The organism is Streptomyces sp. UG1 (genome assembly GCF_049974585.1).
In the GTDB taxonomy this organism is placed as follows: domain Bacteria; phylum Actinomycetota; class Actinomycetes; order Streptomycetales; family Streptomycetaceae; genus Streptomyces.
Genome location: NZ_JBNGGG010000001.1, coordinates 384,291 through 405,676, shown reverse-complemented (window position 1 = coordinate 405,676; position 21,386 = coordinate 384,291). Strand labels below are relative to the sequence as shown.

The 21,386-nt window shown below is 71.6% G+C and carries 23 protein-coding genes; 15 read left to right on the top strand and 8 right to left on the bottom strand.

Annotated elements, in window-relative coordinates; all coding sequences use genetic code 11:
* Window positions 1-136: 136 nt before the first annotated feature.
* Complete coding sequence (locus ACP4J3_RS01950) at window positions 137-1,702, bottom strand: S8 family peptidase (RefSeq protein ID WP_426529616.1); 1,566 nt, start codon at window positions 1,700-1,702, stop codon at window positions 137-139.
* A 65-nt stretch (window positions 1,703-1,767) separates the two neighbouring features.
* Window positions 1,768-2,235, bottom strand: a complete 468-nt coding sequence (locus ACP4J3_RS01945) for an ATP-binding protein (RefSeq protein ID WP_426529614.1) — start codon at window positions 2,233-2,235, stop codon at window positions 1,768-1,770.
* A gap of 112 nt (window positions 2,236-2,347) precedes the next feature.
* Between ACP4J3_RS01945 and ACP4J3_RS01940 the strand changes: the two genes are divergently transcribed.
* The gene (locus ACP4J3_RS01940; protein WP_426529612.1) at window positions 2,348-3,175 is read left to right on the top strand and encodes a helix-turn-helix domain-containing protein; all 828 of its coding nucleotides are present in this window, start codon (window positions 2,348-2,350) and stop codon (window positions 3,173-3,175) included.
* Window positions 3,172-3,351, top strand: a complete 180-nt coding sequence (locus ACP4J3_RS01935; RefSeq protein ID WP_426529610.1) for a DUF397 domain-containing protein — start codon at window positions 3,172-3,174, stop codon at window positions 3,349-3,351. The genes ACP4J3_RS01940 and ACP4J3_RS01935 overlap by 4 nt, the downstream gene beginning before the upstream one ends.
* Before the next feature lie 3 nt (window positions 3,352-3,354).
* On the opposite strand, the gene ACP4J3_RS01930 is transcribed toward ACP4J3_RS01935, so the two are convergent.
* Window positions 3,355-4,185 (bottom strand): oxidoreductase, encoded by an 831-nt coding sequence (locus ACP4J3_RS01930; protein ID WP_426529608.1) that lies wholly within the window; start codon window positions 4,183-4,185, stop codon window positions 3,355-3,357.
* Between the two features lie 55 nt (window positions 4,186-4,240).
* On the opposite strand from ACP4J3_RS01930, the gene ACP4J3_RS01925 reads away from it, so the two are divergent.
* Window positions 4,241-5,140 carry a LysR family transcriptional regulator gene (locus tag ACP4J3_RS01925; protein ID WP_426529606.1) on the top strand — a complete coding sequence of 300 codons (900 nt, stop codon included), beginning with the start codon at window positions 4,241-4,243 and terminating at the stop codon, window positions 5,138-5,140.
* A gap of 109 nt (window positions 5,141-5,249) precedes the next feature.
* Here ACP4J3_RS01925 and ACP4J3_RS01920 read toward each other — a convergent pair whose 3' ends face one another.
* The gene (locus ACP4J3_RS01920; protein WP_426529604.1) at window positions 5,250-7,466 is read right to left on the bottom strand and encodes a DEAD/DEAH box helicase; all 2,217 of its coding nucleotides are present in this window, start codon (window positions 7,464-7,466) and stop codon (window positions 5,250-5,252) included.
* A gap of 188 nt (window positions 7,467-7,654) precedes the next feature.
* On the opposite strand from ACP4J3_RS01920, the gene ACP4J3_RS01915 reads away from it, so the two are divergent.
* The gene (locus tag ACP4J3_RS01915) at window positions 7,655-7,876 is read left to right on the top strand and encodes a hypothetical protein (RefSeq protein ID WP_426529602.1); all 222 of its coding nucleotides are present in this window, start codon (window positions 7,655-7,657) and stop codon (window positions 7,874-7,876) included.
* A 179-nt stretch (window positions 7,877-8,055) separates the two neighbouring features.
* Here ACP4J3_RS01915 and ACP4J3_RS01910 read toward each other — a convergent pair whose 3' ends face one another.
* The gene (locus ACP4J3_RS01910) at window positions 8,056-8,334 is read right to left on the bottom strand and encodes an acyl-CoA carboxylase epsilon subunit (RefSeq protein ID WP_426529600.1); all 279 of its coding nucleotides are present in this window, start codon (window positions 8,332-8,334) and stop codon (window positions 8,056-8,058) included.
* On the bottom strand, window positions 8,331-9,929 hold the full coding sequence (locus tag ACP4J3_RS01905) for an acyl-CoA carboxylase subunit beta (RefSeq protein WP_426529598.1): 1,599 nt from the start codon (window positions 9,927-9,929) through the stop codon (window positions 8,331-8,333). The genes ACP4J3_RS01910 and ACP4J3_RS01905 overlap by 4 nt, the downstream gene beginning before the upstream one ends.
* Window positions 9,930-10,025: 96 nt before the next feature.
* Between ACP4J3_RS01905 and ACP4J3_RS01900 the strand changes: the two genes are divergently transcribed.
* Window positions 10,026-11,090 (top strand): acyltransferase domain-containing protein, encoded by a 1,065-nt coding sequence (locus tag ACP4J3_RS01900; protein ID WP_426529596.1) that lies wholly within the window; start codon window positions 10,026-10,028, stop codon window positions 11,088-11,090.
* On the opposite strand, the gene ACP4J3_RS01895 is transcribed toward ACP4J3_RS01900, so the two are convergent.
* The gene (locus ACP4J3_RS01895; RefSeq protein ID WP_426529594.1) at window positions 11,051-13,252 is read right to left on the bottom strand and encodes a multicopper oxidase family protein; all 2,202 of its coding nucleotides are present in this window, start codon (window positions 13,250-13,252) and stop codon (window positions 11,051-11,053) included. The two genes, ACP4J3_RS01900 and ACP4J3_RS01895, sit on opposite strands and share 40 nt — an antisense overlap.
* A gap of 109 nt (window positions 13,253-13,361) precedes the next feature.
* Here ACP4J3_RS01895 and fabG point away from each other — a divergent pair, with 109 nt between their 5' ends.
* The 10 genes from fabG to ACP4J3_RS01845 all read left to right on the top strand — a co-directional run bounded on the left by fabG (window position 13,362) and on the right by ACP4J3_RS01845 (window position 20,542).
* Complete coding sequence (fabG, locus tag ACP4J3_RS01890; RefSeq protein ID WP_426529786.1) at window positions 13,362-14,102, top strand: 3-oxoacyl-ACP reductase FabG; 741 nt, start codon at window positions 13,362-13,364, stop codon at window positions 14,100-14,102.
* Window positions 14,103-14,112: 10 nt separating this feature from the next.
* Window positions 14,113-15,600, top strand: a complete 1,488-nt coding sequence (locus ACP4J3_RS01885) for a peptide MFS transporter (protein ID WP_426529592.1) — start codon at window positions 14,113-14,115, stop codon at window positions 15,598-15,600.
* Window positions 15,601-15,691: 91 nt separating this feature from the next.
* A complete protein-coding gene (locus ACP4J3_RS01880) occupies window positions 15,692-16,012 on the top strand; it encodes a TcmI family type II polyketide cyclase (protein ID WP_426529590.1) in 321 nt (106 codons plus the stop codon).
* A 70-nt stretch (window positions 16,013-16,082) separates the two neighbouring features.
* Complete coding sequence (locus ACP4J3_RS01875; RefSeq protein WP_426529588.1) at window positions 16,083-16,508, top strand: cupin domain-containing protein; 426 nt, start codon at window positions 16,083-16,085, stop codon at window positions 16,506-16,508.
* A complete protein-coding gene (locus tag ACP4J3_RS01870) occupies window positions 16,505-17,770 on the top strand; it encodes a beta-ketoacyl-[acyl-carrier-protein] synthase family protein (RefSeq protein WP_426529586.1) in 1,266 nt (421 codons plus the stop codon). Before ACP4J3_RS01875 ends, ACP4J3_RS01870 begins: the two co-directional genes overlap by 4 nt.
* The gene (locus ACP4J3_RS01865; protein ID WP_426529584.1) at window positions 17,767-18,978 is read left to right on the top strand and encodes a ketosynthase chain-length factor; all 1,212 of its coding nucleotides are present in this window, start codon (window positions 17,767-17,769) and stop codon (window positions 18,976-18,978) included. The genes ACP4J3_RS01870 and ACP4J3_RS01865 overlap by 4 nt, the downstream gene beginning before the upstream one ends.
* 73 nt (window positions 18,979-19,051) lie before the next feature.
* Entirely contained in the window at window positions 19,052-19,300 is a 249-nt protein-coding gene (locus ACP4J3_RS01860; protein ID WP_426529582.1) for an acyl carrier protein, read from the top strand.
* A gap of 1 nt (window position 19,301) precedes the next feature.
* Window positions 19,302-19,769, top strand: a complete 468-nt coding sequence (locus ACP4J3_RS01855) for an SRPBCC family protein (protein WP_426529580.1) — start codon at window positions 19,302-19,304, stop codon at window positions 19,767-19,769.
* Window positions 19,766-20,089 (top strand): antibiotic biosynthesis monooxygenase family protein, encoded by a 324-nt coding sequence (locus ACP4J3_RS01850; RefSeq protein ID WP_426529578.1) that lies wholly within the window; start codon window positions 19,766-19,768, stop codon window positions 20,087-20,089. Before ACP4J3_RS01855 ends, ACP4J3_RS01850 begins: the two co-directional genes overlap by 4 nt.
* An 18-nt stretch (window positions 20,090-20,107) precedes the next feature.
* Window positions 20,108-20,542 carry an SCP2 sterol-binding domain-containing protein gene (locus ACP4J3_RS01845; protein ID WP_426529576.1) on the top strand — a complete coding sequence of 145 codons (435 nt, stop codon included), beginning with the start codon at window positions 20,108-20,110 and terminating at the stop codon, window positions 20,540-20,542.
* Window positions 20,543-20,624: 82 nt separating this feature from the next.
* On the opposite strand, the gene ACP4J3_RS01840 is transcribed toward ACP4J3_RS01845, so the two are convergent.
* On the bottom strand, window positions 20,625-21,365 hold the full coding sequence (locus tag ACP4J3_RS01840; protein ID WP_426529574.1) for a SchA/CurD-like domain-containing protein: 741 nt from the start codon (window positions 21,363-21,365) through the stop codon (window positions 20,625-20,627).
* Window positions 21,366-21,386: the final 21 nt, after the last annotated feature.

Here is a 21,386-nt window from a genome sequence, read left to right as displayed (position 1 = left end):
GCGGCACCCGTCCCACAGAGAGGCGGCACCCCGTCGCGCCGGGCTGCGCGCCCACCCCCCTCCGCCCAGCCCCACGCAGCTCGCCCTCGCGGCGAGCCGAGCTGCCGCGAGGGCGAGGGGAGTTACCGGGGTGGGACTAGAACTGGAGCGCCCAGGCGTCGATTCGGCCGGTGTCCAGGTTCGCGTTGTCGCTCACGCGTAGTTTCCACGTGCCGTTGGCGGCCTCCGAGGAGGCGTTCACGGAGTACGTGGTGTCGATGTTGTCCGAACTGCCGCCCGTTCCGTACGACTTGAGGGTGTACGCCGTGCCGTCGGGTGCGATCAGCTGGACCTGGAGGTCGCCGATGTACGTGTGGACGATGTGGACCTCGACGGCGAGGGCCGAGGGCGCGTTGCCGGAGACGCCGGAGACCGTCACCGGGGACTCGACCGTGGAGTTGTCGGCGATGGCGTAGTCACCGGTGTTCTCGAAGCGGGGGCCGGGCGGGGTCGTCGTGCCGCCGCCGACGTACAGCAGGCGGTTGGGTGAACCGGAGCCGGGGCTGCCGACGACGCCGGTCGTGGCGGCGGACGTCAGGGCCGAGGCGACCTGGGCCGGGGTCGACGTGGGGTTGTCGGCCAGATACAGCGCGGCCGCGCCCGCGACGTGCGGGCTCGCCATCGACGTACCGGAGATGGTGTTGGTCGCCGAGTCGCTGGAGTTCCAGGTCGAGGTGATGGACGAGCCCGGCGCGAAGAGGTCGAGGACCGAGCCGTAGTTGGAGTAGCTGGCCTTGGCGTCGGACGATGTCGTCGCGCCCACCGTGATGGCCTCGGTGACGCGGGCGGGGGACTTGGTGGAGGCGTTGGTCGACTCGTTGCCGGCCGCGACGGCGAAGGTGACGCCGGAGGCTATGGCGTTGCGTACGGCCGTGTCGAGGGCGGAGTCGGCGCCGCCGCCCAGGGACATGTTGGCGACGGCCGGCTTGACCGCGTTCCGGGCGACCCAGTCGATGCCGGCGACGACCTGGGCGGTCGTACCGGAGCCGGAGTTGTTGAGGACGCGGACGCCGACGATCTTGGCCTTCTTGGCCACGCCGTAGGCGCTTCCGGCCACCGTGCCGGCCACGTGAGTGCCGTGGCCGTGGCCGTCCTGGGCGGTGTTGTCGTTGTCGATGGCGTCGTAGCCGTAGGAGGCGCGGCCGCCGAAGTCGCTGTGGGTGATGCGTACGCCGGTGTCGATGACGTACGTGGTCACGCCCTGCCCGCCCGAGTCCGGGTAGGTGTAGGAGCTGTCGCGCGGGAGGTTGCGCTGGTCGATGCGGTCCAGGCCCCAGGAGGGCGGGTTGGTCTGGGTCGTGTTGATACTGAAGGTGCGGTTCTGCACGACGGAGGCGACCGCCGGGTCCGCGGCGAGCCGCTTCGCCTCGGTCGCGGACGCCTCGACCGCGTAGCCGTTCAGGGCCTTCTGGTACGTCCGCTCGATGTCGGCGCCGTGCCGCTCGACGACGGCCCGCGCCGCGTTGGAGCCCGAGCGGGCCCGGTCCGCCTTGAGGGTCACGATGTAGCTGTCGGCGACGGCGTTGGCCGCGCCCTCGTACTGGATACGGCCCTCGGGTGCGGCCGCGGCGGGGAGTGCGGAGACGAGGCTCGCGGTGAGGGCCGCGGTGGCCGCCGCGCTGAGTACCGCCAGTCTTCGTCGGGTGTGACGCATCACTGCCATCTGAGGGGTCCTCCTCAATCGGTGGTGCGCTTGTGGGGGTGACACCCGGAGTCGACAGGCACATGTCAATTCACTCTGCCGCTCCTGTGTGTCAGCCGAAAGATTGAGGCCTCCACAGGAATTGCACAAGAGCCCCGCACGGCGAACTCGGCCCAGACGACTTTGCCGGGCGTTCGCTCACCCACGCCCCACTTGTCGGCCAGCGCGCCGACCAGGACCAGACCGCGGCCGCCTTCGTCGGGGTCGTCGGGGGTTCGGGGTACGCCGGTTCCGCTGTCGTGGACCTCGACGCGGAGGACGTCGCCGTCGTAGCGGACGCGAAGGAGGAAACCGCGGCCGGGTGGGACGCCGTGGAGGAGGGCGTTGGTGGTCAACTCGCTTACGCAGAGGAGTACGTCGTCGGCACGGTCCCAGTCGGTCAGGCCCCAGTACTTGAGGGACCAGGAGGTCAAGTTGCGGGCGGCCGGGATGGATCGGCGGTCGCGGGCGTAGAACTGGTCGCGCTGGTAGGGGAGTTCGGTTGCGTCATTCACGGGACGAATGTCGCGCAGCGTGACTAGCTTTTGTCAGTGCGTGCACCCGTACTCGGATTTTGTACGGGCTGGCACAGGGTCCTTATGGGTGCGTGTGGGGAGTTAGGCCAGCATGAACTCCAAGAAGCTGCCGCAGAAGAAGAACCTGTCGACCATGCGGATGCTGGGCAAGCAGATGCAGGCCGCCCGCAAGGGGGCGGGCTACACCCAGGCTTCCCTCGCCAAGGCGGTTCTCGCCGACGAGGAGACCATCGCGTCGATCGAGCAAGGGAGGAGGCCGCTGCTGATCGACCTCGCCAGGACGGTGGACAAACTCTGCGACACGAAGGGGATGTTGGAAGCCGGGGTCGAGAACATGCCGGAGATCGACCAGTTCCCGTTGTACGCGGAGCAGTACATGGTGCATGAGCGGGAGGCGATCTCGCTGTGCTGGTACGACGCGCTGGTCGTCCCCGGCCTGCTCCAGACCGAGCCGTACGCTCGCGCGGTGATGCGGGAGCGCGTACCGGCGTATGACGAGGACGAGATCGCGACCAAGGTCACGGCTCGCATCGAGCGGCAGGAGATCTTGCAGCGCAAGTGCCCGCCGACGATGAGCTTCATCGTGTGGGAGCCGGTGCTGTACCTCGGCATCGGCGGCGACAAGGTGCGCCGCGATCAGCTTCGCCGACTGCGCGAGTGCGCCGAACTACCGGGGCTGTCCTTGCAGTTCCTGCCGATGCGTACGTCCTCGCACGCTGGCGTGGATGGTTCCTTCACCCTCCTGGAGACGCCCGACCACCAGCATCTGGCCTACACCGAGGGCCAGCGCGGCAGCCAGTGGGTTTCTGACCCGGATGAGGTGTCCATCCTGGCGCGCAAGTATGCGATGCTGCGGTCACAGGCCCTGTCTCCTCACGAGGCAAAGAGCCTGCTCGACCGTCTGCTAGGAGATAAATGAGCACCGCACTTGAGTGGTTCAAGTCGAGCTACAGCGGCAGCGAGGGCGGCCAGTGCGTCGAGGTCGCCCTCTGCCCCCACGCCATCCACATCCGCGACTCCAAGAACGACGCGGAAGACGGCCCCACCCTCCAGATCAGCCCCACCGCCTGGACGGCGTTCACGGCCACCAGGTAACCGTCAGTCGCCGAAAGCAGTCGCCCGCGCGCTCTTCTCCCACGCGGCGACGTCCTCGCGCACCTGGTCCAGGTGACCGAGCACTGCCGTAACCCCGTCGTCGCCCAGCGGCAGCCGCAGCGGGGTGCGGTCGGCCTCCAGCGCTGCCAGGATCAGCGCCGCCGCCTTCGCCGGGTCCCCCGGTTGCGTGCCGTCGCCGCCGGAGACGAAGTCGCGGGTCTGGCTCACCTTGGGGTACAGGCCGCTGTCCGTGCTGGCTCCGGCGCGCCCGGTCTCGAACAGTGAGGTGCGGAAGGAGCCCGGCTCCACGATCAGCACCTTGATGCCGAACTCGGCGACCTCGTCCGCGAGCCCCTCGGACAGGCCCTCCAGCGCGAACTTCGTTCCGCTGTACGCCGAGAAGCCCGCGAAGGACATCTGCCCGCCCATGCTGCTCATCTGCACGATCGCCCCGGAGCGGCGCTCGCGCAGGTGCGGCAGCACGGCGCGGGTGAGGGCGGCCGGTCCGAAGACATGCACCTCGAACAGCTCGCGCAGCTCCTGCTCGGTGGTCTCCTCGAACGCCCCCACATGGGTGCGGCCCGCGTTGTTGACCAGGACGTCGATACGTCCGTGCCGGGCGATCACATCCCGTACGGCGGCCTCGGCGGCGCCCGTCTCGGACACGTCCAGGCGCAGCGCCTCCATCTGGTCGGGATGGGCGGCCACGAGATCGTCCAGCCCCTCGGGTCGCCGTACCGCACCCACCACCACGTCACCTTCGGCCAGCGCCGCCTCCGCGATGGCCCGCCCGAAACCGCTGCTCGCACCTGTGATCAGCCACACCTTTGTCATGACTCAAGCCTGCCGCCGGGGCCGGTTGCCCGTCCAAGACCCATGCTGATAACCGATGGTTATGGCGATCGACGTTCATGTACGGGACCTGCGCTACTTCGTGACCGTGGCCGAGGAACTGCACTTCACCCGCGCGGCCGAACGGCTGTACGTCTCCCAGCCCGCGCTCAGCAAGCAGGTGCGCGCGCTGGAGCGGCAGGTGGGCGCGGAGCTGTTCCGGCGCGAAGCGCGGGGCGTGGTGCTGACCGAGGCGGGCGCGGCGCTGCTGCCGCATGCCCGGCGGGTGCTGGACGCCTGGTCGGAGGGGGTGGGAGCGCTGGCGGCGGTGCGCGGGACGTTGGTGGTGGGCATGAGCACCAGTCCGGGGCGTGGTGGGCTGCTCCCGGCGATCCGCTCCCGCTTCACGGCCGCCCATCCGGACTCCGTCCTGCGGCTGCGCCAGGTGAGCTGGGAGGATCCCACGGCTGGCCTCGCGGACGGTGCGGCCGACGTGGCCTTCGTGTGGCTGCCGCTGCCGGAGGCCGACCGTTACGGCTGGACGGTGGTCGCGGAGGAGGCGCGGCTGGTCGCCCTTCCGGAGGGGCACCCTCTCGCGTCCCGGCCGGAGGTCGACTTCGCCGAGCTGCTGGACGAGCCCTTCCTCGCGCTGCCCGCGAGTGCGGGGCCGTTGCGTGACTACTGGCTGGCCCTGGAGGAGCGGGGTGGGCGGCCGCCGCGGATCGGGGCGGAGATCGCCGGCACCGAGGAGACGTACGAGGCTCTGGTCGCGGGGCTGGGGGTGTGTCTGGTGGCCGGCGGCAACGCTCCGCTGATCAGCCTGGGGGGTGTGGTGACCCGGCCGGTGGGCGGGCTATCGCCGAGCCGTTACGCGCTGGCGTGGCGGCGCGAGGACGGGCGGCGGCCTCTCGTACGGGCGTATGCGGAGGCGTGTCGCCGGGCGACGGGGCGGGGGTGAACGGGGGTGAACAGGGACGGTCGGGTGGGTGGACCGGACCGTGCCGGTGTCGTCGCGGGGCCTGGCGTGCCCTCCCCCACGGCGTTGTCGTCGCTCGCGACGGCCTCGCTCACGCCCGTTCCCGTTCCGTCGCGGGCTCGGTCGGCGTCATGCCGAGGCGGGCCTGTTCCTCCTCGACGATGAGGCGGGCCAGGCCGAGGTCCGAGATGTCGACGGCGTCCGGGGTCGACTCGGCGACCGAGCTGCGGCGGGCGTACGCGTCGAACAGGCGGGACTTGTTCTCCAGCAGCCGCACCAGCCGTTCGTCGACGCCGCCCGTGCACAGCAGGCGGTGCACACGGACCGAGCGGACCTGGCCCATGCGGTGGGCGCGGGCGACCGCCTGGTGTTCTACGGTCGGCTTGAGCTGGGGCTCGCAGAGGATGACGACGGAGGCGGCCTGCATGTTGAGGCCCACCCCGCCCGCCTCGATCTGCGCGAGCAGCACCGCGTGGCCGGGCGCGGCGGCGAAGTCGTCGACGAGCTGCTGTCGGCGGGCCGGCGGCACGCTGCCGGAGATCGGGCCGAAGACCCGGTCCTGGGGCTCGTCCGACGCGGTGGTCGCCTTGCGGGCCGGGACGTCCGCCAGCGCCTCGCCCACCGCCCGCAGAACGTCGCGGAAGGCCGAGAACACCACGACCTTGAGGCCGTTCTCCGCGGCCTCCGCGGCGATCTCGCGCAGCCGGTCCAGCTTCGCCGACCGCTCGGGGCGGGCGTAGGCGGCCCGGCGCATGGCCATGAAGTTGCCGGCGGCCACGGCCTCCCGGTAGGCCTCCTCGTCCGCGGCGCTGGGCTCCTCCCACTCGTCGGTGTGCTGGAGCGCGGGGAGTTCGGTGAGGACGTCCTGCTGGTTGCGGCGCAGATAGACCGGTGCGACCGCCTTGCGGAACGCCTTGGAGCCCGCCACGCCGTCGTGGTCGTCGACGGTGTCGGCGAGGTCGGGCCGGAGGATGCGCACCAGGCTGCGGAACTCCTCGACCCGGTTCTCCATCGGCGTACCGGTCAGGAACAGCACGCGCTCGCAGTGCTCCGCCCACTCGGAGACGACCATCGAGCGGCGGGTCTGCGGGTTCTTCACGAAGTGCGCCTCGTCGACGACGAGCATGCCCAGCTCGCCGCCACCGGGCGCCGGGAAGCCGCGCAGCGCGTCGAAGGTGGTGACCCCGACGCCGCCGCGCCCCTTCCAGTCGGCGAACGCCTCCTGCCGGTCGGGGCCGTGCAGCGGGGTCACGCGCAGCGCGCTGCGTCTGTCGATCTCCCGGGTCCAGTTGATGAGGACGCTGGCCGGGCAGACCACCAGGAAGTGGCTCTGTCCCTCGCCGGCGAGGTGCGCCAGCGCGGCGATGGCCTGGATCGTCTTGCCGAGCCCCATCTCGTCGCCGAGGATCACCCGGCGCTGGGCGAGGGCGAAGCGGGTGCCGAAGGCCTGGTAGCCGCGCAGCGAGACCCGGCGGTGGGTGTCGTCGAGGGTCTGGGTCCTGACCCGTTCGGCCACCTCGTCCGGCAGAAACCCCTCGGCCGCCGCCGGGTCGGGGGCGCGGCCCGAGAGCTCGGCGATCAGGCCGTAGTACTCGGCGGAGCGGAGCTCGAAGTCGACCAGGGCGGCCACGTCGGACTCCGGGCGGCGCAGCAGGTCGACGGAGGCCTGGGCGAGCGACTGCGGCAGTTCGTCCTGGTCCGCCTGGTCGGTCAGGGTGCGGACCTCGGCCAGGGCCGCCAGCGCCCGTTCCCTCTTGTCCCGGCCCGCGAGCAGCATGCGCAGCCGTCCGGCCGTCGGTGCGGCGTCGTCGAGCGGCGGGCCGAGGCGCCTGGTGAGGGTGCCGGCCGCGTCGACGGTCCGGCGCGCCTCGGGGCCCGCCTCCACCAGGACGTTGAGCGCGGCGACCAGTGCGGTGGTGCGCGGCTCCGGCCGGTCCACGTCGATGTGTACGGCGATGGTGTCGCGTACGGCGTCGGCGATGCGCCGGGCGGCGGCCACGGTCTGGTCGGCCGTCTGCCGGCCCACTCCCGGCAGTTGGCGCAGTCGGTACGGCCCGGCGTCCAGGACCTGCCCGACCGTGCGGAACCCGCCCTTCTCCACCTCCCCCAGGCGCAGCCTGCCCTCGGTGAGGTCCCTCAGCCGGGCCACCGGGATGGCGTCCAGTTCGTGGCGGGCCAGCTCGTCGTGGATCGGCTCCAGGGCCGCGCGTACGGCCTCGACGGCGCGCGCATGATCGTCGACCACCGCCTGCGCCGCCTCGTACAGCCGCCTCCCTCTGGCCACCGCCTCCCGCTCGCTCCGGCCCATCGCGCCCCCCTCTGGCCCCTCTCACCGCGTCCCCGCATCCTCCCACCCCTCGACCGAACGGCCAGGCCTCAGGTGGCCGACCGTGGCCGTTCGGCTGAGGTGGACGGGCATCTGCGGACGTAAGAGTGGGGGAACGGCTTCCAGCCCGGCAGGCCCGGCAGGACCACCCGCACATGGAGGTGTCGAACATGGCACGGCAGACGAAGAGTTCGGCGGCGAACCGTCCCGGTGGGCAGGCCCTCGGTCCACGTCTGAGCAGTCATCTGGCCCGCGTCACCGCGCTGGCCGCGGTCGCGCTGGTGGCCGCGTTGTGTCTGCCCGAGGTCGAGTCACATCCGGAGGCGGTCAAACCGCAGGAGACCTCGTCGGCGGCACACGCCGACCCGTCGGGCACCCGCTCGGCCGACTGACGGACGACACGGTGTTCAGGCACGCTGAAGGGCTCGGAACGCAGCGTCGAAGTCCTCAGCCATGGAACGAATCCGCACGCCGGCGTATGTGGCCACGGCCAGGTCTTGCGGGGTTCCGGATCGCTTCGGCGATCACCTGCCGGACCTGAGGCGCGGCAGGACGTGGTCGAGGAACCTTCTCACCGAACTGTCGCTTGGCGCACCATGTCACGGCCGCGATCCCATGCGGCGGGCGGTGGCCACTGCTGGTGGCGGTCGGTCCATGGCTCCCGCCGTATCGGGGTACGGCGGGCGGACCAGCCCGGGGCCGGGGACGGGGCCTCCTGGGGTCCGGTGCTGTCGTGCCGGGCGGCCGCGGACAGGGCGTGCAGGGCCAGCAGGAGGGCCGCCAGTTCCTCGGGTTCCGGTGTCCCGCGGGTGATCCGCAGGAGGCCGGTGGTGTCGGTCGTGTCGCTCACTGTGGTTGGTTTCCGTGCTTGCGGCTGGGGAGGGGGGCATGCTTGGTGCGGAGCATCTCCAGGGCCCCGATGAGCCGGATCCGGGTCTCGGCCGGGTCGATCACGCTGTCCACGAGACCGCGCTCGGCCGCGTAGTACGGGTGCATCAGCTCCGTGCGGTACTCCTTGACCAGGCGCGCGCGGGTCGCCTCCGGGTCGGGTGCGTTCACGATCTCCCGCCGGAAGACGACGTTCGCGGCTCCCTCGGCCCCCATCACGGCGATCTCGTTGCTGGGCCAGGCCAGGGAGATGTCGGCGCCGATGGAGCGGGAGTCCATGACGATGTAGGCACCGCCGTACGCCTTGCGCAGGATCAGCTGGACGCGCGGCACCGTGGCGTTGCAGTAGGCGTAGAGCAGCTTGGCGCCGTGGCGGATGATGCCGCCGTGCTCCTGGTCGATGCCGGGCAGGAAGCCGGGGACGTCCACAAGGGTGACGAGCGGGATGTTGAAGGAGTCGCAGGTCTGGACGAAGCGGGCGGCCTTCTCCGACGCGTGGATGTTCAGCACGCCCGCGTACGAGGCGGGCTGGTTGGCGACGATTCCGACCACCTGGCCGTCCAGGCGGGCCAGGGCGCAGACGACGTTGGTCGCCCAGGCCTCCTGGATCTCGAGGAAGTCGCCGTCGTCGACGATCTCCGCGATCACCGGCCGCATGTCGTACGCCCGGCCGGGGTCGGCCGGGACCAGGTCGAGCAGCGCCTCGGTGCGGCGGTCCGCCGGGTCGGTGGCGGGCTCGGCCGGGGCGAGCTCGCGGTTGTTGGACGGCAGCAGGGACAGCAGGTGGCGGACGTCCTCGAGGCAGGACTCCTCGTCGTCGTACGCGAAGTGGGCCACGCCGGAGAGCGTCGCGTGGGTGTCGGCGCCGCCGAGCGCGTCGTGCGAGATGACCTCGCCGGTCACCGCCTGCACCACGTCGGGTCCGGTGATGAACATCTGCGCGATGCCCCGCACCATGAAGACGAAGTCGGTCAGTGCCGGGGAGTAGGCGGCGCCGCCGGCACACGGCCCGAGGATCACGCTGATCTGCGGGATGACCCCGGAGTTGCGGACGTTGCGGGAGAAGATGCCGCCGTAGCCGGCGAGCGCGGTGACGCCTTCCTGGATCCTGGCGCCGGCTCCGTCGCACAGGCCGACGACCGGACAACCGGCGGCCTCCGCCAGGTCCATCAGCTTGTGGATCTTCTCCGCGTGAGCCTCCCCCAGGGCACCGCCGAAGATCCGGAAATCGTGGGCGTACGCGAACACGGTACGGCCCAGGACCCGTCCCCAGCCGGTGACGACGCCGTCCGTGTGCGGACGGCGGTCCTCCAGGCCGAAGCCGGTGGCCCGGTGCCGCCGCAGCTCTTCGACCTCGGTGAACGTACCGTCGTCGAAGAGCAGCGCGATGCGCTCGCGCGCGGTCAGCTTCCCCTTGGCGTGCTGCGCCTCGGTCGCCCGGTCGCTCGGGCCCCGGCGCACGCTCTCGTGCAGCTCGGCGAGCTCGGCGGCACGGTCACGCAGGTGCCCGTCCTCGACAGCCGCGGCTGTAGTCGGCTCTTTCTCGACAACGCTCATGGCTCCCAGCGTGCGCGCGCCCGCTCAAGGCAGCCTCAACGGCCTCTGTACACCCGGGTGGAGTCCGGCTCGACCCGGGCCGTCCAGCCTTGAGCCATGACAGACCTTCACCGGCGCTCGATCGTCCTCATGTTCCCGGGAACGGGTGCGCAGCACGCGCGCATGGCAGCCGGACTCTACGGTCACGAACCGGTCTTCACCGACGGTGTCGATACGGTCCTGGCCCTGCTGGGCGCGGAGGGCGACGCCGTACGGTCCGACTGGCTGGCCGACGAGCCTGCCGTGCCGATGGACGCCGACACGCGCTCCGCTCCCCTGCTGTTCGCCGTGAACTACGCCTTGGGACGCCTGGTCGAGAGCTGGGGCGTCCGCCCGGACGCCTATCTCGGGCACAGCATGGGCGAGTTCACGGCCGCCGTGCTCGCCGGGGTGTTCGGGCTGGAGGACGCGGTCCGGCTGCTGTGGGAACGCGTCCTGATGCAGCGTGAGACCCCGGTGGGCGGGATGCTCGCGGTGGCGGCGGCACCGGAGGAACTGACCGGATACCTGCGGGACGGTGTGGTGGTGGGCGCGGTGAACGCCCCGCGGCACACGGTGCTCTCCGGCCCGGAGGAGCCGCTGCGCGCGGTGGCGCGCCGCCTGGCGGCGGACGGCAGGACGTGCCGGCGGCTCGCCACGCGCAGTCCGTACCACAGTCCCGCGCTGGCGCCGGTCGTGGCGAAGACCGAGGCGCTGATCCGCCGAATGCGCCTGTGCCCGCCGCGGGTACCCGTCTACTCCGCCTACACCGCGCGGCCGCTCAGCCCTGAGGAAGCGGTCAGCCCCGCGTTCTGGGCGGTGCAGCCGACGGCCGCGGTGATGTTCTGGCCGACGCTGGAGCGGGTGGTGCGGGACGACGACCGGCTGCTGGTCGAGGCGGGCCCCGCGCAGACCCTGGCCGTGCTGGCCCGGGGGCATGAGGCCGTGCGTTCGGGCCGCAGCGCGGTCGTCACCTCGCTGCCGCCCCGCGCCCGGGGGCCCGAGGCGGACCGGCGGAGCGTGCGCGCGGCGCGGGAGCGGCTGCTGGCGGAGGTGGGAGCGGCCCCCCGGGAGACCGGACGGCCCCGGGACCTCCGGGACGGTCACTCCGGAAGGTTGCCGGTGGATCTGCCCGCCTCGTAGGGGGTGCGCACGCCGTCGTAGGCCAGGTGCAGCACCATTCCGTCGCGGGCGTGGTCGAGGTTGTGGCAGTGATCCATCCACAGACCGGGGTTGCCGGCCGTGAACGCGACCTCGTACCGCTCGCCGGGCGCCACGTTCAGCGTGTCGGTCCACCACGGGCTGCCGGTCGCGCGCTCGCCGTCGCGGGAGAGGACGAGCATGCGGTGACCGTGCAGATGCATGGGATGGTCGTCGAGGCTCCGGTTGACGAACGTGGTGCGCACCCGGTCCCCCTCCCGTACCAGCAGGGCGGGGATGTCGGGGTAGACGGCGTTGTTGACCGTCCACAGCACCATCGGGCTGCCGTCGAAGAACCCGAAGCTGTTGCCGAGCACCAGGTGGAAGTCCCGGTCGTACGCCGTCCCGGGGCCGAACGGAGTGCCCGCGCGGGCGCCGTAGTGGAGCGGGTCGAAGAGCGGGCCGGTGACGGCGGGCGGGGGCTCCGCGGCGCCGGTGGGATCGAGCAGCAGGGACGCCGTTTCCGTCCTTCCCTCCCCGTACGCCCCGTCCTCGCCGCAGCCCTCGAAGCCGCCCGAGGCGCCCACGGCGTTGGCGTCACCGACCACGGTCAGCTGTACGGGCCCGGCCGGCTGGCGGAAGGTGACGTCGTAGCGGCCGCCGCCCGCGACGCGCAGCCGCCGGTCCCTGACGTCCGTGGGGCCCAAGACGTCGTTGCCGTCGATCGCGACGACCTTGAAGGCGGTTCCGGCGAGCGAGTAGGTACGGGGGCAGTTGTCGGCGTTGACCAGACGCAGCCGGACCGGGGTGCCGACGGGCACCTTCTCGCGCTGCGCCCGGGTGTCGTCGCCGAACGCGGTGCGCAGCGGGCCGCCGAGCTGCCCGTTGCGGCCGCTGAGTGCGCCGCCGCCGGCGCCCCGGGGCGGTCCGGCCTGCCCTTTCACGCCGTCGACGGCCCAGGCGTGCGCGACGACGGTCCGGTCCAGGCCCGGTGGCCGCGCGTCCGGCTCCTCCACGATCAGCGCGCCGAACAGGCCGCGCGCCACCGCCGTACTGGACTGCTGGTGCGAGTGGTACCAGAAGGTGCCCGCACGGTCCGGCCGGAAGCGGTACACATGGCGTCCGCCCGGCCGTACCGCGTCCTGGGTGACCCCGGCCACGCCGTCCTCGGCGTTGGGTACGTCCACGCCGTGCCAGTGCAGCGTGACTCCGTCCGGGACGTTCCGGTTGACCAGCACCACCTCCACCAGTTCGCCCCGGCGCACCCGGAGTTCGGGGCCGGGGAGCCGGTCGTTGAAGGCGAGAGCGGCCACCTTCTCGCCCGAGGCGAGGCGCCGGGTGCGCTCGGTCGCGGTGAGTGTGAAGCGCCGGTCCGGCTCGCCGGTCCGTGGCCCGGTGAGGGTGGTGAGGTCGCGCACGGGCACCTGTCCGGCCGCCGGGCCGCCGCCCGCGTCGTACGTGTGCAGGTGGTGGGACTCGTCCATGCGGCCCGGCACCCGGCTCTGCTGCGCCATGAGCGTGCAGCCGCCGACGGACAGCACGGCGACGCAGGTCACCGCGGCGGTGGACCGCAGCAGCCGCCTGGCCCGGCCGGGCAGCCGCCAGTCGGGGGCCGCCATGGCGGTCCGGCGGGACTGCTGGAGCAGGAGCAGCCCGCCCGCGATCACGGCCAGCACCGCTGTCTGAAGGACGAAGACGCCCGCGTACGGCGGGGCGGGCGGATGCAGGGTGAACAGCGCACCGGCGAGGACGGTGACGAAGCAGGCCCGGACCGGGACGACCAGCCGGGCCTGAGCGGCGGCGCGGCGCAGCGCGGTCTCCTCTGTGTCCGTCTCCCGTGTGGTGCGGGCCAGTCGCCAGTAGGCGGGCACCGCGAGCGCGGCGACCGCGACGGCGGCCAGTACGGGCGGCACGGCCGCGAAGAGCACGAAGTCGTCGGCCGCCCGCCACCCCGCGGCCCCGGCGAGCGCGAGGGCGAGGGCGACCCGCAGCGCGAGCACCAGCAGGCATATGCCCAGCAGGACCAGGCCGAGCCGGGCCCTGCGCCGGATCGAGCGCGCGGTGCCGCGGAGCGCCAGGAGCCGCGCGCCGCGGGCCGCGAAGCCCCAGAAGACGGCGGCCAGCACGGCCCACAGCACGTTCTGTTCGAAGAGGTTCTCCACCATGCGGTCAGCGTGGACCGCGTCCGTCGAGCCTCCCTCGAGGCGGCTCGACCATGCTCGCCTGGGCCGTGGCAGCCGCCCGGCCCAAGTGAGCGACAGAGAGGGCCAGATGATGCAGGAGAGGCGTTGTGCGCTGGTCACGGGCGGGTCGCGGGGCATCGGCCGCGCGATCGCGGTCCGGCTGGCGCGGGAGGGCTACGACATCGGATTCTGCTCGCGGTCCGCCGACGAGGCGGCGCTGGAGACGGCCCGCCTGGTCACCGAGGCCGGGGCCGCGGTCCACCACGCCGTCTGCGATGTCACCGACGCCGAGGCCGTGCGCGCGTTCGTCGGCGCGACGGAGGAGAAGCTGGGCGCGCCGTACGCCGTCGTCAACTCGGCCGGTGTGCTGCGGGACCGCCCGATGGCGCTGATGTCGGCGCAGGACTGGGCCGCCGTGGTCGGCACCAGCCTGGACGGGACGTTCAACGTCAGCCGCTCGGTGCTGCGCGGGCTGATCACCCGCAGGTCCGGTGCGATCGTGAACGTGTCGTCGGTCATCGGTGTCTACGGCAACCCGGGGCAGACCAACTACGCGACGGCCAAGGCCGGGCTGAACGGCCTCACGCGGGCGCTCGCGAAGGAGGTCGCGCCCTACGGGGTGCGGGTCAACGCGGTGGCGCCCGGGTTCATCGAGACCGACATGCTGGACGGCATGACGGCCAAGGCCCGCGAGGCCGCCGCGGGGAAGGTCGCCATGGGCCGGTTCGGCACCGCGGAGTCCGTCGCCGCGCTGGTCGCGTTCCTGCTGTCCGACGACGCCGACTACATCACGGGGCAAGTGGTGCAGATCGACGGCGGGATAGCGCTGTGAGGGGGCCGCGATGACCTCGGACAGCGTGGCACCCGCGACCCATGCCCCGGCGCCGGCGACAGGTTCCACCCGGCCGGTGCGGGCGATGTTCCGCGAGCGTTGGTTCAGCACTCTGTTCATGACGGACATGTGGGAGCGGTTCAGCTTCTACGGCATGCAGGCTCTGCTGTTCCTCTACGCGACAGCGCCCGCCGCTCAGGGCGGCCTGGGGCTGTCAGACGGCACGGCAGGGGCGCTGTTCGGCCTCTACATCTCGGCGTCGTTCCTGGCCGCCATGCCCGGTGGCTGGCTCGGCGACCGGGTGCTGGGCACCCACCGGGCGATGCTGAGCGGGGCCCTGGTCATCGCGGCCGGCCACGTCTGCATGGCCGTACCGGCGCACACCACCTTCTATCTCGGGCTGCTGCTGGTCGCCTGCGGCACGGGGCTGCTCAAGCCCAACCTGCCCGTGATGTTCGACCAGATGAACCCGGGTGCCAGCAGCTCGCAGCGCCAGGCGGCCTTCTCCCTCTTCTACATGAGCATCCAGGTCAGTGCCCTCATCGGCCCGCTGGTCACCGGGGCGCTGGGCGAGCGCGTCAATTGGCATCTGGGGTTCGGTGCCGCGGCGGTCGGCATGGCCTTCGGCGTGCTCCAGTACCTGCACGGCGCCCCGTCGCTGCGCGGGGCCCGGACGGGGCCCAGCCGTCCGCTGCCGCCGGCCGCGCTGCGCCGGCTGGTCCGGGGCGCCTGGGTGGCACTGGCGGGCGCGGTGCTGCTCGTCGCCGGGGTCGCGGCGGCGGGTGGGCTTCCGTTGCGCCCCGTGCTCGCGGTCTGCGGGCTTGCCGCGCTCGTCGCGCCCGTCTGGTACTTCCAGCGGCTGATGCGCGGCCGGGACGTCGACGAGGCGGAACGGGCCCGGGTCCGCGCCTTCAGGCGGATCTTCGTGCCGTCCGTGCTGTTCTGGGCGATGTACAGCCAACTCGGGTCGGTCTTCAGCCTGTTCGCCCGGGAGCACACGGACCGGGACATCGCGGGGTTCACGGTTCCCGCGAGCTGGTTCCAGTCCGCCCACCCGTTGTTCCTGCTGCTGCTCGCGCCGCTGTTCGCCTGGCTGTGGGTGCGGCTCGGGACCAGGGTCGGTGTCGTACGGAAGTTCGCCGTGGGCCTGTTCTGCGCGGCGGGGGGCTTCGCCGTCCTCTCGGTCGGCGCCTGGCTCACGGGCGACGGGGACGCACGCGTGTCCGCCCTGTGGCTGCTCGCCGCGTTCCTGTGCATGACGTGCGGTGAGCTGGTCTTCGGCCCGGTCGGACTGAGTACCACCGCGGAGTCGACCCCGAAGGGCCACAACAGCCGGATGATGGGCCTCTTCTACCTGGGCGCGGCACTCGGCGGCGGCACGGGTGGCCAGTTGTCGCATCTCGTGGGTGTCCTGCCGCTGTGGGTCTACCTGGGAGGTTTCGCCGCAGCCGCCGCCGTCACGGCCGTGCTCCTCGCCCGCAGAACGGCTCAAATCTGACGTCGAGTTCTTTTGGACACCGTCTCAAGTCTCCCCGTACAGCCTGGACTCCACCGGCCCGACCGCTCCGGGCACCGACCGAAGGAGTCTCATGGCTCATCGCACGCTCATCGTCGCGCGGATGCATCACGACGACGCGGACAAGGTGGCCGCTCTGTTCGCCGAGTCCGACGCGACCGACCTGCCGCACATGATCGGCGTCCAGCGGCGCACGCTGTTCCGCTTCCACGGCCTGTACTTCCACCTCGTGGAGGCCGAGGAGGCCATCAACGACAGCCTCTACAAGGCCCGCAGCCACCCGCTGTACCAGGACATCAACACCCGCCTCCAGCAGTACATGACGCCGTACGACCCGTCATGGCGCGAGCCCAAGGACTCCATGGCCGAGCCCTTCTACAGCTGGACGCCCTGAGTCCACCACCGCCGCACTCCCGTCCCGGCTCCCGGGACGTCCGTCCCCACTCCCCCTATGTGGAGCACCCATGCAGACCACAGACCTGACGAAGGTCGCCATCGACGACGTGCCGCCCAACCGCAAGCGGGGCGGCGATCTGCGTGTCCTGCTCAGCCCCAAGACCTGTGGAGCCACCTCGGGGTTCATGGGCGTAGGCACGCTGGAGCCGGGCGAGTTCGTCTCTGAGCACTACCATCCGCACTCCGAGGAGTTCTTCCACACCATCCGCGGCCGGATCCTGCTCCGCATCGAGGGGCGGGAGCTGACGCTGGAGCCGGGCGAGTCCTTCATGGTCCCGATCGGCGTCCGGCACCGCATCGAGAACCCGTACGACGAGCAGGCCTTCGTCGCCTTCTTCCTCAGTCCGCTCGCCCCGCGCCCGGAACTCGGCCACGTCGACTGCGAGCCGCTGCCCGGCGAGGGCACCCTGCCGGAAGTGGGGGACGTGCGATGACCCGACGTGCGGTGATCACCGGCATCGGTGTCGTCGCCCCGGGCCGGCCGGGCCGGCAGGCGTTCTGGGAGATGATCGTCAAGGGCCGTACGGCCACCCGCCGTATCACCCTGTTCGACCCGACGCCGTTCCGCAGCCGCATCGGAGCGGAGTGCGACTTCGACCCCGAGCAGGCCGGGCTGTCCTTCCAGGAGATCCGGCGCACCGACCGGGCGGGCCAGTTCGCGCTGGTCGCGGCCCGGGAGGCGATGGGCGACAGCGGCCTCGACGTCGAGGCGGAGGACCCGCACCGGATCGGCGTGAGCGTCGGCAACGGCGTCGGCAACGCCATCTCCATGGAGCAGGAGTACCGCACGGTCAGTGACAACGGCCGTGAGTGGCTCGTCGACCCGGCGTACATGGTGCCGCACCTGTACTCGTACGTGATGTCCAGCTCGCTGGCGACCGAGGTGGCCTGGGCCTCCGGGGCCGAGGGTCCGGCGACCGTGGTCAGCTCCGGCTGCTGCGCGGGCATCGACGCCGTCGGGTACGCCGTCGACCTGATCCGTGAGGGCTCCGCCGACGTGATGGTGGCGGGGGCCACGGACGCGCCGATCTACCCGATCACGGTGTCCTGCTTCGACACCCTGCGCGCCTCCTCCACCAGCAACGACGACCCGGAGCACGCGTGCCGCCCGTTCGACCGGCGGCGCAACGGCCTGGTCCTGGGCGAGGGCTCCGCCGTGTTCGTGATCGAGGAGCTGGAGCACGCCCGCCGCCGCGGTGCCCGGATCTACTGCGAGGTGGCCGGCTACGCGGCGCGGGCCAACGGCTACCACATGACGGGCCTGCGTCCCGACGGCCGCGAGATGGGCGAGGCGATCACCGCCGCGCTCGACGAGGCCAGGATCAACCCCGACGAGATCGACTACGCCAACGCGCACGGTTCCGGCACCAAGCAGAACGACCGGCACGAGACCGCCGCGTACAAGCGCAGCCTGGGCGACCACGCGTACAACATCCCAGTCAGCTCGATCAAGTCGATGGTCGGGCACTCGCTCGGCTCGATCGGCTCGATCGAGATCGCGGCCAGCGCGCTGGCCATCGACCGGGGCACCGTGCCGCCGACCGCCAACTACGAGGAACCGGACCCCGAGTGCGATCTGGACTATGTGCCGGGCATCGCGCGCGAGGCGGAGCTGGACGTCGTCCTCAGCGTGGGCAGCGGGTTCGGCGGATTCCAGAGCGCCGTGGTGCTCACCTCGCCGAGGAGGATCGCATGAGCGGGCCCGTCATCACCGGGGTGGGCGTGGTCGCCCCCAACGGCCTGGACCGCGAGGCGTGGTGGCAGGCGACCCTGGACGGAAAGTCGGGCCTCGGCCGGATCTCCCGGTTCGACCCGGACCGCTATCCGGTGCAGGTCGCCGGCGAGGCCATCGGGTTCGACCCGGCGGACCACGCGCCGCAGCGGCTGGTCAGCGAGACCGACGCCATGACGCAGTACGCCTTCGCCGCGACCAACGAGGCGCTGGCCGACGCGGCGGTGGACCCGGGCTCCCTCGCCGACCTGGACATGGCCGTCATCACCGCCAACTCCTCGGGCGGTGTCGAGTTCGGCCAGCGCGAACTCCAGAAGCTGTACTCGGAGGGCCCGCAGGCGGTGGGCGCGTACATGTCCATCGCCTGGTTCTACGCGGCGACGACCGGTCAGCTGTCCATCCGGCACGGCATGCGGGGCCCCTCGGGCGTGGTCTGCTCGGAGCAGGCGGGCGGGCTGGATGCGCTGGGCCAGTCCCGCCGGGTCCTGGCCAAGGGCACGCGGCTGGTGGTCTCCGGCGGCACGGACGCCTCGCTGTCCCCGTACGGGCTGGTCTGCCAGATGGCGAACGGCAGAGTCAGCCAGGAGCGGCGGCCCGACCGTGCGTATGTGCCCTTCGACGACGAGGCGAGCGGCTACGTGCCCGGCGAGGGCGGCGCGATCCTGGTCCTGGAGAGCGGGGACGACGCGCGGGCCCGGGGTGCGCGGCGCAGCTACGCCGAACTCGCCGGCTATGCGGCGACCTTCGATCCACAGCCGGGCTCCGGCCGCCCGCCCGGGCTGCGTCGCGCGGCCGAACTCGCCCTGGCCGACGCCCAGGTGGCGGCCCCGGACATCGACGTCGTCTTCGCCGACGGTTACGGCGTGCCGGAACTCGACCGGCAGGAGGCCGAGGCCCTCACCGCGGTCTTCGGACCGGAAGGGGTCCCGGTCACGGTTCCCAAGACCATGACGGGCCGCCTCTACGCGGGTGGCGCGGCGCTCGACAGCGCAGCCGCCGTCCTGGCACTGCGCGACCAGGTGATCCCGCCGTCGGTCAATTCCCGGCCGTGCGCGGCGCACCGCCTCGACCTGGTCACCGGGCAGCCGCGGGAGGCCCGCCTGCGGACCGCGCTGGTCCTGGCCCGTGGCTACGGGGGCTTCAACGCGGCCGTGGTCCTGCGGTCCGTGTGACACCCGAACCACGCGTCGTCGACCACACCACCCATTCAGCCACCGACCCTGACGCACCCTGCAGGAGGAACAGATGAGCAGCACCATGACCTTCGAGGACCTCAAGACCATCGTAAGCCGTTGCGTCGACGAACTCGAACTCACCGAGGCCGACCTCGGCACGGCCTTCACCGAGATCGGCTACGACTCCCTCGCGGTGCTGGAGATCGCCAGCCAGATCCAGCGGGAGTACGGCCTTCAGATACCGGACGAGGCCATCGAGACCATGGACACCCCGAAGGCCGTGATCGACTACGTCAACACCAGCCTCGCGGCGGCCTGACATGGCACTCACCGACAACAGCATCGTCATCGACGCACCCATGGAGCTGGTGTGGGAGATGACCAACGACGTCGCCTCCTGGCCGGAGCTGTTCTCCGAGTACGCCGCCGCCGAGATCCTCGAACGCGACGGTGACACGATCCGATTCCGGCTCACGCTGCACCCCGACGAGAACGGCAAGGTCTGGAGCTGGGTCTCCGAGCGCACGCCCGACCCGGTCACCCGTACCGTGCGGGCACGGCGGATCGAGACGGGCCCCTTCGAGTTCATGAACCTCCACTGGACCTACACCGAGACCGTCGGTGGCGTGGAGATGCGCTGGCGGCAGGAGTTCGAGGTCCGGCCGGGCCTGCCGTTCGGGAACGCGGAGATGGCCGAGCGGCTGAACACCAACACCCGCCGGGAGATGGCGCGGATCAAGGGGCTGGTGGAGAAGGCCGCCGCGGAGCGCGCGACGGTGGGCCGATGACGCCCGGACTGCGGGTGCTGCTGCGGATCCGGATCGTGCCCGGTCGCGAGGCGGAGTTCGAGCAGCTGTGGCGCACCCATGCGCAGACCGTCCGCCGGTTCCCGGACAACCACGGCCAGCAGCTGCTGCGGCTGAGCGGGGAGAGCGGCCACTACACGGTGCTGACCGACTGGACCGACGAGCCGTCCTTCCGGGCCTTCGAGCGCAGCTCCGAGCAGCAGGCGTATCTGCAGCGGCTGTGGCCCATGCGGGCGGACGGCGACATGCAGCTGCTCGAACCACTCCAGGAACTGTCACCGGCCACCGCGGCCGAAGCCTGAAGGAAACGGGAGGAACCGATGAGTCCACAGCAGGAACAGGTCGCCGAGCTGATCGAGCTGGTCGAGTCGACGCCCGCCAAGGAGCTGGAAGCCGCCGTGGCGCGGCGCGAGGGCGGCCTGGACGCCGCGCTGACGCTGATATTCGACCTGCTCGTCTCCGAGTTCAACCCGGAGAAGGCGAAGGGGCAAAAGGGCGTCTTCCAGTTCGACATCGCCTCCGGTGAGGGCCAGAAGCTGCACTATGTGCACGTCGAGGCCGACACCTGCCGGACCGACAAGGGCCTGCACGAGGCTCCCGACATCACCATCGGGATCAAGTTCCCCGACATGCTGGCCATGGGTGTCGGCAAGCTGCCCGGAGCCAAGGCGTTCCTGACCGGGAAGCTGAAGCTGCGCGGCAGCCCGCTCATGGGCACCAAGCTGGGCGAGTGGTTCGACCACCCCGAGGTGTGACGACGGGCGGGACAGCATGAACAGGAAACCGCCGCCGTGCCCTGGGCACGGCGGCGGTTTCGCCGTTCGGCGGCGCGGCCGGTCAGTCCACGCCCAGCACCGACATGTGCGCGATCGACAGCATGGCCTGCTCGTGGACGAGCGCCAGATAGGCGTCCGGGTGGGAGGGCCACTCCGGGTTTCGCAGATACGGCTCCAGCCACCGGTCGGCGTCCTGGCCGAAGCAACGGTCCGTCAGGAAGCTGACCACGTCGTACGGGTGGCCGTCGTACTGCACGACCCGAACCAGGGTGTCCTCGTGCAGGAACAGCGCCGTGCGGACGATCGTCGGGTGCTCGTCGGACAGCGGCAGGGACGCCCTGCGGTTCGCGGTCGCACGGGCGGCGGCCAGCTCGTCCCCCGCGCCCGGGCGCAGCGGATACCGTACGGCGACGGTGCCGGCCGCGGGCCGCTCATCGGGGCTGTGCTGTTCCAGTACGGTCATCAGGCTACGGTGGAAGTGCTCCCGGAAGCCCTCCGGCGTCTCGGTGTCACGCGGCTCGGCGAGATAGGGCAGGATCGCCCGCTCGGCCTCGTGGACGCCCTTCTGCACCGACATGTGCCGGGCGATCTGGGCGGCGCCCACACCGTCGTGGTGGATCACCCTGACCAGGGTGTCCCCCTGGACGAAGAGGCCGGTTCCGAGCAGCATTCCGATGGTCTCGCCCGAGGTGTCCTTGATGACGGGCGAGTCGACCCGGGTGAAGTTGTGCGGCGCGAAGACCTCGGCGAGTTCGTCCTCGTGACCGGGACGGACACGGTATGTGATCGCGTCCAGTGGCATGGCGGTTTCTCCTCCTCTTGC